Source organism: Ruegeria sp. EL01, assembly GCF_900313035.1.
GTDB lineage: Bacteria > Pseudomonadota > Alphaproteobacteria > Rhodobacterales > Rhodobacteraceae > Ruegeria.
Genome location: NZ_OMPS01000046.1, coordinates 459,789 through 473,617 on the forward strand (window position 1 = coordinate 459,789; position 13,829 = coordinate 473,617).

Sequence of the window (13,829 nt, forward strand, 5' to 3'; positions counted from 1 at the left end):
CTACAACTTATCTGAGGTTGGACAACTCCAGTTCCAGATTTGCGAGGCTGTTCTTGCCAAAGAACATCTCATCACCGATGAACATGCTGGGCACCCCGAAAACACCGCGCCTGACGGCAGCTTTGGTTTGTTCTTTCAGTTTTTGTTTTGTGTCAGCGCTTCCTATAGCCTCACGAGTTTTCCGAACCGGCAGCCCGTTCTCGTGCAAAATTTCGGTTAGTACACCCAACTCATCAACCTTTTGACCATGCACCCAGATCGCATCAAATATAGCGTTTATATATTTGATTCCCCATGCCTTTCCCGACGCAAAGTGCGCCCCACGCATCGCGAACCTTGTGTTTAACGGGAAATGCGGGCTCATGTGGAAACTCAACCCGCGACGACGCGCAAAACGGTGCAAATCATGTGTCAGATAGGCTGATTTCTGTCGGTTTTCCGAGAATGCGTGAAAAGGACTTTGGTTGTTGGTGGCCTTAAAAACTCCGGACAACAGCACCGGGACATAGTTGATCGCAACTTTGTGTCGCTTGGCCAGACCCGGCAACAATTTATGGGCCAGAAAAGCGTTTGGACTGCAAAAGTCGAAGACGAAATCGATGCTTTGGGCCATATTGGTCCTCCGGAAAGACGACAGGTCGTTGGGATTGCGAAAGCGAACGGCGAATCTGAGACGTCGGTAGTCTAACACCTGAACCGGTCTCTGTACCCATCGCAATCGGTCAGAAGACCTATTGCCGGGACGTGCAATTTTCACTGTTGTTTCAGCGCCCAAGCAACCATGATCGCAGAAGATCATAGGAGGTCAGATCTTCAATGCCTAACGCAAATGCGATGTTTGAACAAACGCGGCTGAACCGTATTCCCACATGGATGGACACCTATGTTGAACAGCGGAAATACGCCGGCAGTTCAGTCGTGGTGTTTCACAAGGGTCGCGAGGTTTTCTTCAATGCGACCGGGTTGCGAAGTGTCGAAAGCAACTTGCCGTTTGAAAGGGACACATTGGTCCGCATCTACTCGATGACCAAGCCTGTGACGTCCGTCGCGATCATGATGCTGGCCGAAAAAGGCTTGTTCCATCTGGATGCGCCTCTGTCGGATTTTGTTCGGGGCTTCGACAACATACAGGCGCTTGTTCCGGATGCGCTGCGGTTGGACCAAACTCAGGATACCACCACGCCAACTCTCCATCAGTTGCTGACCCATACCGCTGGCTTCAGCTACCCGTTCAATCCAGGGCTGTTACCTACCGCGATGGACGAGCAAGACCTATTGTTCAAGCCAAATCAGGGTCTGTTAAAGGACCGCGTCGCTGATTTGGCCGATTTGCCGCTGGCATTCCAACCTGGAACCCGCTGGGAATACTCGGTCAGTTTGGATGTGCTAGGACGCGTGATTGAGGTCGTCGCGGGAAAGTCTCTGGATGCATTCTTTGAGCAAGAGATTTTTGGCCCGCTAAACATGCGAGATACCGGATTCTCGGTTGGAACCGGGGTAGGGGATCGATTTGCATCGCTTTATACTCCGCTCGCGGGTGACGCGATGGCGCTGAATTCGGCCAATGTAGGCTCGGAAACCTTGCGTCTTGTGGATCGTGCTGGGCACTCACCCTTTGAAAATACAACTACTTTTTCGGGTGGCGGAGGTTTGGTCAGTACAATCGACGACTATGCAACATTTGCCGAGATGCTTCGGAACCGCGGTACTGGCAATGGCCATCGTTTGCTGGGGCCCAAGACGGTGGACTTCATGATGCGTAATCACTTGCCGGGCGACATTGCATCGATGGGGCCGCAAAGTTTCGCCGAACAACCGATGGAGGGTATGGGCTTTGGACTGGGTGGTTCGGTCATCTTGAACCCGGGCAGGGTCCGCGTCCCGGGGTCGGTCGGGGACTTCAGTTGGGGCGGCATGGCATCGACCTATTTCTGGATCGATCAGGACAATGACCTGACCGCCGTGTTCTTCACCCAGTTGTCACCGTCCAGTTCCTACCCGTCCCGAGCAGAGCTTAAGGCACTTGTTCTTGCGGCGATGATTGATTGATTTCACGGCGACTGATACGCCAAGTGCGACCAAAGAGTGATGAGTAATACATGACCGAAGCCGAGAGCATACTTCTGGATCTTCTCAACATCGAACGTCTAGAGGTCGATTTGTTTCGTGGCACCGGATCAGGTGGCGAAACCCCGACGCGTATTTTTGGTGGACAGGTGATTGCTCAGGCACTCGCAGCGGCTTACAGAACTGTGGACGACAGATTGTGTCATTCTCTGCATGCCTACTTCATTCGCCCCGGAGATCCCACCATTCCCGTTATTTATCAAGTTGATAGAGCGCGAGATGGAGGTTCTTTTACGACGCGGCGGGTGGTTGCAATTCAACATGGAAAACAAATCCTGAACATGTCCGCGTCTTTTCATATCAAAGATGAAGGTTGGGATCATCAGCACCCAATGCCAGATCTGGACTCACCGGAACACTATCCGGCACGATCTGATCTGCGGCAGATTTACCTGGATCGCGTTCCAGAAAGACTGCGACCAGAACTGATCCGCGAACGCCCAATAGAAATCCGCGAAGTCGATCACTTAGATCCGTTTAAACCAGCGGTATCGGATGACCGAAATCAGATTTGGTTCCGAATGGGGGCGGCCGCATCGGCGGACGCCAAAACACAGCACTTGCTGCTAGCGTATGCCTCTGACATGAGCTTGATGAGTTCGGGGATGCGCCCACATGGGCTGAGCTGGTTTACCGGTGAGGTCAATGGCGCCAGTCTGGATCACACCATCTGGTTTCACGCGCCGGTTCAGTTTGAGAACTGGCATCTTTATGCGATGGATTCGCCGTGGTCGGGGCAGGGACGAAACTTCAATCGCGGATCGATCTACACCGAAGATGGGGTTTTGGTCGCCTCTGTTGCGCAAGAAGGCCTTATGCGACGGGCGCAGAAGAAACCTTAAGATTCCTCAGCAAACATTTGATTTAGCTTCCGCATTCCTCCAAGCCATCGGTCATAGTCTTCAGATTTCAACCGTATGTAGTCCAACACTTGAGGATGCGGGAGAACTAGGAATTGCTCCTCGCGGATCGCATCAACACAGGCTTGCGCCACGTCTTCAGGCTCTAGCATGCCGTCGATTGCGGCCACTGAATTTTCATGCCCGCGGGTCATTTCCGATCGTACCGCTTGTGGGCACAAAACCGAAACCCGCAGTCCCTGATGCCCATAGGTCAGCGACAGCCATTCGGCAAATCCAACGGCTGCGTGTTTGGTCACACCGTATGGTGCAGCGCCAGGTTGGTTCAGCAAGCCTGCCGCAGACGCAGTTGTCATGATGTATCCGCCACCACGGGCGGTCATCCGAGGAACCAGGTGTCGCGCTGTCCAAACGTGGGACATCACATTGATCTTCCAAATCCGATCCCAGTCTTCGTCGGGAACATTCAGACCACCAAGCGTCAGAATTCCTGCATTTGCGCAGAACAAATCGATCGGACCGATTGTGTTTTCAACCTGATCAATCAGGGACTTGATCTCATCTTCATTGGAAACGTCACAGCGAAAGGCATGTCCATCGATGGCTTCGGCAACCAAGCGTGCTCCAGAGGCGTCGATATCTGCGCAGACAACATTTGCGCCTTCACGCGCAAATCGTTCTGCCAAACCTTTTCCGATACCTTGTGCGGCGCCGGTAACGACAACCGTTTTTCCGTTCACATCCATGTGATGCCCCAATTCTTGGATTCAACACCACATGGTAAGGCGTTGGTTTTAAAATCAAAGCGCAAAGTATTGGCGCTTATTTACCATAATACCAATTACACGAATAATGCTATGGCTCAGTAGAAAGCCTGCAATCCCGTCTGTGCCCGCCCCAGGATCAACGCATGTACATCATGCGTGCCTTCATAGGTGTTCACTGTCTCCAGATTGATCATGTGGCGGATAACCTGAAACTCGAGCGAAATCCCGTTACCGCCGTGCATGTCGCGTGACATCCGCGCGATATCCAACGCTTTGCCGCAATTGTTTCGCTTGACGATCGAGACCATTTCCGGCGCTGCCTCGGCCTGATCCATCAGACGACCGACACGCAGGCTTCCTTGCAGGCCCAAAGCGATCTCGGTCTGCATGTCCGCCAGTTTGCGCTGGAACAGCTGAGTTTGTGCCAACGGCTTGTCGAATTGCTTGCGATCCAATCCATATTGAAGCGCTGCATGCCAGCAACTTTCCGCAGCGCCCATCACGCCCCAGCTGATGCCGAACCGGGCACGGTTCAGGCAGCCAAATGGTCCTTTGAGGCCCTGAACATGGGGCAGCAAAGCACCCTCGCCCACCTCAACGCCGTCCAGAACGATTTCACCGGTGATTGACGCGCGCAGGCTCAGCTTGTTTTGGATTTTGGGTGCGCTTAGACCTTTTAGATCTTTGTCCAGAACAAAGCCGCGAATTTTGCCGTCATGGGCATCCGATTTCGCCCAGATCACAAAGACGTCGGCGATCGGAGAGTTCGAAATCCACATCTTGCTACCGGTCAACCGATAGCCGCCGTCGATCTTCTCAGCCCGGGTTTTCATACCAGCAGGATCAGATCCCGCATCCGGCTCGGTCAGGCCAAAACAGCCAATCCACTCGCCGCTGGCCAGTTTCGGCAGGTACTTTCGGCGCTGCTCCTCGCTGCCATAAGCATAGATCGGATACATGACCAAAGAGCTTTGTACCGACATCATCGAGCGATAGCCGGAATCCACGCGTTCGACTTCACGTGCGACCAGGCCATAGGCGACATAGCCCGCGCCTATGCCGCCGTACTCTTCAGGAATGGTCGTGCCCAACAGGCCCATTTCACCCATTTCCCGAAAAATCTCAGGATCGGTTTCTTCGTTCTGAAACGCTTCGGTCACGCGGGGCTGCAGTTTTTCCTGCGCGTATGCCCGTGCGCTGTCGGTGATCATACGTTCATCTTCGGTCAACTGATCGGCCAGGCGGAACGGATCATCCCATGCAAACTGACCCAGATCGGGCGCATCCTTGGCGCGCAAGGTTGGTTGGGTGCTGGGGGCGTTCATGGGGCTTCTCCGGGGTTGTCGATGTTGCCGAAGCGTAACGCGCGCTGTCCGAAAGTTACAGCAAGAGTTTCGCACCTTCCCATGAGTAAATGTCATACGCTTGGACCCGTGTTGAAGACCCCTTCCCGATCACTCTAGCCCAGGGCGTAACCCGCGCCGCGCACAGTACGCACTGGATCTTCGCCGCCATGTTGGGTCAAAGCTTTGCGCAATCGCCCGATGTGCACGTCGACGGTACGCGTATCGACATAGATGTCGCGCCCCCAGACCCGGTCCAGCAGTTGCTCGCGGCTCCAGACACGGCCTGGTTTTTCCATGAACGTGCTCAGCAGGCGGAATTCAGTCGGACCCAGCTTCAACGTTACGCTGCCTCGGCTGACCCTGTGGGTTTCAGAATCCAGCACGATGTCATCAAACTCCAGCCGTATCCCTACGGTCGCCGGGCGGACGCGGCGCAATTGCGTCCGAACCCGCGCCATTAGTTCAACGATCGAATACGGTTTGACCACGTAGTCATCCGCGCCGGTTTCCAGCCCGCGCACCTTGTCGACCTCTTCAGAACGGGCTGACAACATAATGATCGGGATCGACCGTGTATCCGGACGAGTCTTGAGGCGTCGGCATACCTCGATGCCGCTGAGATTGGGCATCATCCAATCCAGCACGATGATGTCCGGGCTATCTTCGTCGACCAGCAGCATCGCTTCGTCGCCGCTGGCTGCTTTTGAGACGCGAAACCCTTCGGCCTCAAGGTTGTACGCTAGAACTTCGCGCTGAGCGTGTTCATCCTCGACCACCAGAACAGTCGGTTGATCAGCAGACATTGCCTTCGTCCTTTAGACAGTTTGCGATGTATTGTCGGCTTTGGGTCGCGCTTCGGTCGGGCGTTCGCCGGTCACCAGATAGACGACCTGTTCTGCAATCGCGGTGACATGATCGCCCATGCGCTCGATGTTTTTGGCAATGAAATGCAGGTGCATACAGGCCGAGATGTTGCGCGGATCTTCCGCCATAAAGGTCAGGAACTCGCGGAACAGGCCATTGTACATCTGGTCCACTTCGTGATCGCGCTCGATGACATCTGTCGCGAGTTCAGAATCGCGCTGGATGTAGGCGTCCAGTGCATCGCGCAGCATCAGCTCAACCTCGCGCGCCATGCGACGCAAAGCAGCCGCACTGCCGCTGATTTCCGTTGCAGTGACCAAAACAGTGGTTCGTTTGGCGATGTTTTTGGAGTAATCGCCGATACGCTCGAGGTTGCCCGAAACTTTCATCACCGATAGGACAAGCCGCAAATCACTGGCGGTCGGCGACCGCAAAGCGATCAAACGCGCGGTTTCTTCGTTGACGAGCTCTTCCAGCTCATCAATCGCTTTGTCTTTCCGGCGAACTTCTTGCGCTAATTCCTCGTCTCGGGTTTCGAGAGAGCGTGCAGCGCCCATAATCGATTCTTCGACGAGACCACCCATTTTCATGATGTGGGCCTGAATGGTTTCAAGATCGCGGTCAAAAGCGGATGCGATATGTTGGTCGGACATTTGATTATCGGTCATTTCTGATTACCTATGCTCAGCCGATCCGGCCGGTGATGTAGCTTTCCGTGCGGGGGTCTACAGGGTTGGTAAATATCTGACCGGTTTCGCCAAACTCAACCAGGCTTCCCAGATGGAAAAAGGCCGTCTTCTGGCTGACGCGGGCGGCCTGTTGCATCGAGTGGGTCACGATCACAACCGAATATTGTTCGCGCAATTCATCGATCAACTCTTCAACCTGAGATGTTGCGATCGGGTCCAGAGCTGAACAGGGTTCGTCCATCAAAAGAACTTCTGGCTCTGTCGCCACCGCGCGGGCGATGCACAGGCGCTGTTGCTGGCCACCAGACAGCCCGGTGCCTGGCGCATCCAGGCGATCCTTGACTTCATTCCAGATCGCAGCGCGGCGCAGAGATTTCTCGACGATATCATCCAGGTCCGCCTTGTTTTTAGCAAGGCCATGGATACGCGGGCCATATGCAACATTGTCATAGATCGACTTGGGAAACGGGTTTGGTTTCTGAAAAACCATCCCGACCTTGGCGCGCAACTGCACCGGATCAACACGTTTGTCGTAAATGTCTTCACCGTCCAGTTTGAACGATCCTTTGACACGGGCAATGTCGATGGTGTCGTTCATCCGGTTCAGGCAGCGCAGGAACGTGGACTTGCCACAACCGGACGGACCAATAAAGGCGGTCACGGTCTTGTCTTCGATATCGACGTTCACGTCTTTGATCGCGTGGGTCTCACCATAGTGGACCTGGCAGTCACGACACTCCAGCTTGATCTTGTTGGTGTCCACTTGTCTCTCCACTCGGGTCATATCGTTCATTATAACAGCCCCCATTTACCAGCGACGTTCAAAACGCCGACGCAGGATAATTGCGATAATGTTCATGCTCAGCAGGAACATCAGAAGGATGATGATCCCACCCCAGGCTTTTTCGTAAAAGGCGACGTCAGCGCGCGAGGCCCAGGTATAAATCTGGGCCGGCATGGCCGAGTTCGCTTCGGTGAAGCCTGCGATAAATCCATCCGGATATCCACGCGCCACAAAGCCCACCATACCGATCAGCAACAACGGCGCGGTTTCTCCAAGCGCTTGTGCCAAACCGATAATGGTACCGGTCAGGATACCCGGGGCTGCCAGCGGCAGAACATGGTGGAAGACCGCCTGCATTTTCGAGGCCCCTACCCCCAGCGCGGCATCGCGGATCGATGGCGGAACCGCCTTGAGCGATGCGCGGGTCGAAATGATGATTGTCGGCAGTGTCATCAATGTCAGAACCAACCCGCCAACCAAAGGTGCCGATTGCGGCAGGTGCATAAACTGGATGAAAACCGCCAGACCTAGGATACCGAACACGATCGACGGGACCGCAGCAAGGTTCGAGATGTTGACTTCAATCAGATCGGTAAACCGGTTCTGCGGGGCGAATTCTTCCAGATAGATCGAGGCCGCGACGCCAATTGGCAGGGAAAAGACCAGAACTACCAGCATCATGAAGAAGGACCCAACAACGGACGCACCGATACCTGCACCGCCGGGGTTGTCGACGCCTGAGTCCGCGCCTGTGATAAAGGTCCAGTTGAACGCCTGTTTGATGATCCCGGCTTTTTCCATCGCATCCACAAGATCCAGGTCGCTTTTTTGCAGGAACCTGCTGTCTTGCATGGACTCTCGTGTCACACGTCCTTTGTAGTACCCATCAACCCGGCTGGATGCGGCCAGATCAAACTGCACCGGCTGCCCGAGTTTACTGGGGTTTTCGCTATAAAACGTTCGGATTGTGCCGCCGACTTTGCCCAACAGGCGCTCGATCGCGTCTTCGTTGATGTCGACGTTCAAGCCGCGTTCATCCAGTTCGGTTTTAAGGGCGGTGACGAACAGGTTAGAATACGCCTTTGTTTTGAACAGCTCGCTTTCCGCCTCTTCGCGGTCCTGTTCGGTCAGTGTGAACTCCACGCTAACAACCGTGCGCTTAAACGCCGGAAGCCCTTCCGACAGGATAGATGTGAAAAGGACAACCAGAAAAAACATGCCGGTTGCAATCGCGATGATCCCGTAAGCCCGAAACCGTTTTTCGGCCTGCGCGCGCTTGCGCGTCCGCGCATCGGGCGCCGTAAGCGAGACAGAGTGACGGCCCTTGTCCGGGGATGGCGTGCTTGCGTCAGTCATTCGTACTGCTCCCGGTATTTGCGCACGATGTAGAGGGCAAAGACATTCAGGCCCAGCGTGATAACGAAAAGTGTCATTCCAAGTGCAAAAGCAACAAGCGCTTCTGGTGAGGCGAAATCGGCATCACCTGTCAGCTGGCTGACGATCTTCGCGGTCACAGTTGTCATGGCCTCAAATGGGTTAAGGCTGAGGCGCGCAGCCGCACCCGCACCCAAAACCACAATCATGGTTTCGCCGATGGCCCGCGACGCGGCCAAAAGGATCGCACCAACAATGCCAGGCAATGCGGCGGGAAGAACCACCTGCCGAATGGTTTCAGATTGCGTGGCGCCCAACCCATAAGATCCATCACGCATCGCCTGCGGCACCGCGTTGATGATGTCGTCCGACAAGGACGAGACGAAGGGAATAAGCATGATGCCCATAACCAGCCCCGCCGTCATTACGGCTGTCCCGGCTTTCATCCAACCCAAACCGCCATCCCCAAAGATGCCCAGCAATAGCGGGCCAACGGTCAGCAATGCGAACAGACCGTAGACGATAGTTGGGATACCGGCGAGCACCTCAAGCATAGGTTTGGCAACAGCCCGCAGGCGGGGCGAGGCGTATTCACTCAGATAGATCGCGGCAAACAGGCCGATCGGAACCGCCACCAAAAGCGCGACGATCGAGATGTAGAGAGTGCCCCAAAGCAGCGGCAGGACACCCAATGCCGACGTCCCGCCGCGACCTGAGAAACTGGGTGCCCATGTCAGGCCGAAGAAATAATCAGTCGCGGGATATAGCTTGAAGAACTCCCACGTGTTGAAAACCAGCGACAGAACGATTCCGACCGTTGTCAGGATGGCGATCGACGCGGCGGCCAACAGCAGGACACGAATGCCTTGTTCGACGACATTGCGCGCACGGTATTCGGAATGGGTTTGCCGCCAGCTGAATGCCGCCCCGATCAAAGCGACGACAATCACAACAATTGACATGATGGCGTAACCGGTGGAATTCATGACACGGTAGTTTTGTGCCGCCGTAAGAACAGGTCGCGTGATTTCCGAGGTGACCACCTGCCCCGCGTTCTTGAGGCTTTGCGTCATATCCGCAACGTCGGCACGCGCATCTCTGGCCAGATCTTCCGTGATGCTGCCTTGTGCCACAGCATTGTCCAATCCTGAGGCAGTGCGCCGAACCTCGGCCATCACCAGGCTGAGCGATGATCCTTCCTTGACGACAGAACCAGGAATTGTTTGAGAAATCTGGGAGTTTACATAGAGCGGCTGAACCAGCAGCCAAAAGACCAGCAAACCAAAAGCTGGCACAACCGTCTTGAGGGCAACGTTAGCACCGTAGAACACCGGCAGTGAATGCAGATCGCGACTGTCGCCCCCGGCGCTTTGCAATGCGCGAGACCGCCCGAGCACGTACCCGATTGCTGCGATCACCATGACGATCAGGAAAAGCCAAATTAACGGCATGCCACCCTCACTGGTCCGGTTGGAAATTCAAGAAAGCGTGGGGCGACGTTTAGGCCGCCCCTCGCGTGTCGGACCAATGTCCGGCTTAGCTACCCGAACCCATGGTTGCTTCGTTGTTGATCGCGTCCTGCGTGGATGTCAGTTCAGGATCGGCAACCAGGCCATAGTTGGCCAGCGGGCCAGAGCCGCCAGCGATTTCGTCAGCGACGAAGAACTGCGCGTATTCTTTCAAGCCGGGGATCACACCGATATGTGCTTTCTTGACGTAGAAGAACAATGGGCGCGAAACCGGGTATTCACCCGACGCGATGGTTTCAGTCGACGGTGCAACGTCGCCCATGGTCGCGACTTTCAGCTTGTCGGTGTTGTTCTCGTAGAACGCCAGACCAAACACGCCAATGCCGTTCGGGTTGGTGTCGATACGTGCCAGCGTTTCAGTGTAGTCGCCGTCGATATCGACCGACTTGCCGTCAGTGCGGACGTCAAGGCATGCGTCCTCGGCATCGTCTTCGCTCATGCCGCCTGCGATCATCGCTTCCATGGCGCCTGTGGTTTCACAACCGGCAAGCAGAACCTTGTCTTCGAACACTTCACGGGTGCCGTGCTTGGTGCCAGGGATGAACATGGCGATTTCAACGTCCGGCAGGTCGCCATTGAATTCGGCCCAGTTGTTGAAGCTGTTATCAACCAGCGCGCCGTCTTTCATCACTTTGGAACCGATGGCGTTGTAGATGTCGGCCGGCTGGAACGCAGTGAATGCGGGACCCGACTGCTGGCTGGCGAACACGATGCCATCATAGCCAATGCGCACTTCCATGATGTCAGTGACACCGTTGTCAGCGCAGGCTTTGATTTCTTTTTCGCGAATGGCGCGCGATGCATTTGCAACGTCGATGGTGTTTTCGCCAACACCTTCACAGAAACGCTTCAGGCCAGCGGAAGAACCACCCGATTCAACAACCGGTGTTGGGAAGTCGGTGTTTTCGCCAAACAGCTCGGCAACAATCGATGCGTAAGGCAGCACGGTCGACGACCCAGCAACTTGAACGTTGTCGCGGGCAGCAGCAGCTGTTGCAGATACGGCAGCGATGGCAAGCGCCGAAGCCGACAGTTTTACAAAGGACATTTCAGTCTCCTTGAGAAAGTACATTTGCGATCACCCCCATGATGATCCTGAGCGCACCCCTATGGATCGTGCGTAAGCCTTTTGTGACAAGTGTGTAACGGTTTCATGACAAGCGACGAGTTTCACCGGCCTGATGACAAAAACGTTTTGGTTTATGTGAAGGCAGATGGATTTGCTTCAGATGTCTGGTGCAGCTTAACGCGGCAAAATAACTGTAAAAACAGACCCTTTGCCTAAGTCACTTTCCACACGTAGCCGTCCCCGATGGCGATTCACGATGTGTTTTACAATCGCCAGCCCCAATCCGGTTCCGCCCAGTTGCCGTGATCGATGACTGTCAGCGCGGTAGAATCGCTCGGTCAGGCGGGGTAAGTGGACGGCGTCGATTCCCGGTCCTTTGTCGATGATCTGCACCCTTACTGCGGGCCCTCGCATCGCGGTGTCCCTTTCGGAGGCCGAGACCAACACCTCGACACTTTCACCGCTTCCTCCGTATTTGATGGCGTTTTCGATCAGATTGGTAAAGACCTGACGCAATTGATCACTGTCCCCGGGCACCGAAATCGGACCCGCAGCGGCGTTCAACGACAAGGATACACCGGCATCTTCAGCCAGGGGGCGCAGTGAATTCAAAGTCGATTGCACCAGACCCGTCAGTTCCAACTCTTCCTTCGGACGCACACGTTCTTGGCTCTCAACCCGGTTCAGGGACAGCAAGTCGCCGACAAGGCGATTCATCCGGTTGGCTTCTTCGTCCATGATCTGCAGGAACCGTTCCCGCGCAACAGCATCGTTATGGGCTGACCCCCGCAACGTTTCGATAAACCCCATCAGCGCGGTCAGCGGCGTGCGTAATTCGTGGCTGACATTTGCCACAAAATCCCGGCGCATCTGGCTGGCTTCTTCCAGATGAGTGACGTCTTGAAATATGACCAGTACTGCGCCGCCCGAAACCGCGCCAACACCGTTCATGTAGCGGCATTGAACCTCGAACGTGGTGTCCTGTGCGCCGTCATTCGCCAAATGCCGTGTCTTGGCGGGGCCTTTGGTGCGCAGGCCTTGCTCAATCGCCTCGATCACCTGTGGTTGCCGGAGAATAGTGGCAAAATGCCGGCCCTGAATGTTTTGGTTCAGCAGAGTCCTGGCATCCGTATTGGCCGCAATAATGCGTTCGGTTTGATCGACCACCAATGCGGGCATCGGAATGGCTGACACTAATTCTTCAAGTAAGTCGGTGGACATGGTTTGGAACTCTGTTTGCCCAAGTGCCTACGAGGCTTGTGTCAACGTTTCACGAAACAAGCGCATGTTTTCCTGATAGTGTAACGCGCTAAACGTAATTTGCCGTGCAGCGGCGTCATCCAGTTGCCGCACAACTTTTCCGGGCGATCCCATGACAAGGGAGTTGTCCGGGATTTCTTTGTTTTCGGTGATCAGCGCCCCTGCCCCAATCAGGCAGTTCTTGCCAATCTTGGCGCCGTTCAGAATGATGGCGCCCATTCCGATCAGAGTATTTTCCCCAATCGTACAGCCATGCAGCATAACCTTGTGCCCGATGGTGCAGTTCTGACCGATGATCAACGGATATCCGGCGTCGATATGCATGACACAGTTTTCCTGAACATTGCTGCCAGCGCCGACGCGGATCTCTTCATGATCGGCGCGGATCGTGCACCCAAACCAGACCGACGCGCCCTGTTCCAGAACAACTTTCCCGATCAGGTTGGCATCCGGCGCGACCCAGGTATCTTCATGAATCTGCGGCGTGTGCTCGCCCAATGCGTAGAGTGTCATGACAATCCCTCAAACTCGTTTTGCAGGGTTCTTACGTGGTCTTGCAGGCTCGGTTGCTGAATTCGGCGCATCCGTTCTGCGCTGACGATTGTCTTCAGCTTGTCTTCGGTTGCATCCAGATCATCATTTACCAGAACGTAGTCGTAATACCCCCAATGGCTGATCTCATCCCAGCTTTTGAGCATGCGCTTGGCGATCACGTCTTCGCTGTCCTGCCCACGGGTTTCCAACCGGCGTCGCAGTTCGGGGATCGACGGCGGCAGAATAAAGATCGACAGCGCGTGTTTTCCCAGGTCCGAATTCCTGATCTGAACCTCGCCTTGCCAGTCCACATCGAACAACACGTCCCGTCCGGCATTGATCAATTCCCGCACCGGTCCTGCAGGTGAGCCGTAGAAATTGCCGAACACGTGGGCATGTTCCAGCATCTGACCCTCGGACACCTGTTGTCTGAAGGCATCCTCGCTGAGGAAGTAATACTCGCGCCCGTGTTCTTCACCGGGGCGCGGTTCGCGGGTCGTCGCGGACACCGAAAACTCTAGGTCGCTATCCCATGCCATCAGCCGGCGCGCCAAAGTAGATTTTCCTGCCCCTGAGGGCGAGGACAGGATAATTAGTAGACCTCGGCGGTGCCCCATTTCAGTTAT

Annotated in this window: 14 protein-coding genes; 2 read left to right on the forward strand and 12 right to left on the reverse strand. The window is 55.1% G+C overall.

Annotation, left to right across the window (positions count from 1 at the left end; genetic code table 11):
- Positions 1 to 7 precede the first annotated feature (7 nt).
- Positions 8 to 613, reverse strand: a complete 606-nt coding sequence (locus D9K61_RS22660) for a 2-hydroxychromene-2-carboxylate isomerase (RefSeq protein ID WP_162947000.1) — start codon at positions 611 to 613, stop codon at positions 8 to 10.
- A 260-nt stretch (positions 614 to 873) separates the two neighbouring features.
- Here D9K61_RS22660 and D9K61_RS22665 point away from each other — a divergent pair, with 260 nt between their 5' ends.
- Together D9K61_RS22665 and D9K61_RS22670 are read left to right on the forward strand one after the other, a co-directional pair.
- Positions 874 to 2,049 carry a serine hydrolase gene (locus D9K61_RS22665; RefSeq protein ID WP_254055842.1) on the forward strand — a complete coding sequence of 392 codons (1,176 nt, stop codon included), beginning with the start codon at positions 874 to 876 and terminating at the stop codon, positions 2,047 to 2,049.
- 50 nt (positions 2,050 to 2,099) lie between these two features.
- A complete protein-coding gene (locus tag D9K61_RS22670; RefSeq protein WP_120635450.1) occupies positions 2,100 to 2,969 on the forward strand; it encodes an acyl-CoA thioesterase II in 870 nt (289 codons plus the stop codon).
- Here the strand turns inward: D9K61_RS22670 and D9K61_RS22675 are convergent.
- The 11 genes from D9K61_RS22675 to gmk all read right to left on the reverse strand — a co-directional run bounded on the left by D9K61_RS22675 (position 2,966) and on the right by gmk (position 13,820).
- Complete coding sequence (locus D9K61_RS22675; RefSeq protein ID WP_120635451.1) at positions 2,966 to 3,733, reverse strand: SDR family oxidoreductase; 768 nt, start codon at positions 3,731 to 3,733, stop codon at positions 2,966 to 2,968. The genes D9K61_RS22670 and D9K61_RS22675 overlap by 4 nt on opposite strands.
- A 116-nt stretch (positions 3,734 to 3,849) precedes the next feature.
- A complete protein-coding gene (locus D9K61_RS22680; RefSeq protein WP_120635452.1) occupies positions 3,850 to 5,079 on the reverse strand; it encodes an acyl-CoA dehydrogenase in 1,230 nt (409 codons plus the stop codon).
- A 134-nt stretch (positions 5,080 to 5,213) separates the two neighbouring features.
- On the reverse strand, positions 5,214 to 5,903 hold the full coding sequence (phoB, locus tag D9K61_RS22685) for a phosphate regulon transcriptional regulator PhoB (RefSeq protein WP_120635453.1): 690 nt from the start codon (positions 5,901 to 5,903) through the stop codon (positions 5,214 to 5,216).
- Positions 5,904 to 5,915: 12 nt separating this feature from the next.
- Positions 5,916 to 6,617 carry a phosphate signaling complex protein PhoU gene (phoU, locus tag D9K61_RS22690; RefSeq protein ID WP_120635668.1) on the reverse strand — a complete coding sequence of 234 codons (702 nt, stop codon included), beginning with the start codon at positions 6,615 to 6,617 and terminating at the stop codon, positions 5,916 to 5,918.
- 31 nt (positions 6,618 to 6,648) lie between these two features.
- The gene (gene pstB, locus D9K61_RS22695; protein ID WP_120635669.1) at positions 6,649 to 7,446 is read right to left on the reverse strand and encodes a phosphate ABC transporter ATP-binding protein PstB; all 798 of its coding nucleotides are present in this window, start codon (positions 7,444 to 7,446) and stop codon (positions 6,649 to 6,651) included.
- 15 nt (positions 7,447 to 7,461) lie between these two features.
- On the reverse strand, positions 7,462 to 8,793 hold the full coding sequence (pstA, locus tag D9K61_RS22700) for a phosphate ABC transporter permease PstA (protein ID WP_120635454.1): 1,332 nt from the start codon (positions 8,791 to 8,793) through the stop codon (positions 7,462 to 7,464).
- The gene (gene pstC, locus D9K61_RS22705) at positions 8,790 to 10,262 is read right to left on the reverse strand and encodes a phosphate ABC transporter permease subunit PstC (RefSeq protein ID WP_120635455.1); all 1,473 of its coding nucleotides are present in this window, start codon (positions 10,260 to 10,262) and stop codon (positions 8,790 to 8,792) included. The genes pstA and pstC overlap by 4 nt, the downstream gene beginning before the upstream one ends.
- 85 nt (positions 10,263 to 10,347) lie before the next feature.
- On the reverse strand, positions 10,348 to 11,388 hold the full coding sequence (locus D9K61_RS22710; RefSeq protein WP_120635456.1) for a substrate-binding domain-containing protein: 1,041 nt from the start codon (positions 11,386 to 11,388) through the stop codon (positions 10,348 to 10,350).
- 195 nt (positions 11,389 to 11,583) lie between these two features.
- Positions 11,584 to 12,630: an ATP-binding protein gene (locus D9K61_RS22715; protein ID WP_120635457.1), complete on the reverse strand. Its 1,047-nt coding sequence runs from the start codon at positions 12,628 to 12,630 to the stop codon at positions 11,584 to 11,586.
- Between the two features lie 27 nt (positions 12,631 to 12,657).
- A complete protein-coding gene (locus D9K61_RS22720) occupies positions 12,658 to 13,182 on the reverse strand; it encodes a gamma carbonic anhydrase family protein (protein ID WP_120635458.1) in 525 nt (174 codons plus the stop codon).
- Positions 13,179 to 13,820 carry a guanylate kinase gene (gmk, locus tag D9K61_RS22725; RefSeq protein WP_120635670.1) on the reverse strand — a complete coding sequence of 214 codons (642 nt, stop codon included), beginning with the start codon at positions 13,818 to 13,820 and terminating at the stop codon, positions 13,179 to 13,181. The genes D9K61_RS22720 and gmk overlap by 4 nt, the downstream gene beginning before the upstream one ends.
- Positions 13,821 to 13,829 lie beyond the last annotated feature (9 nt).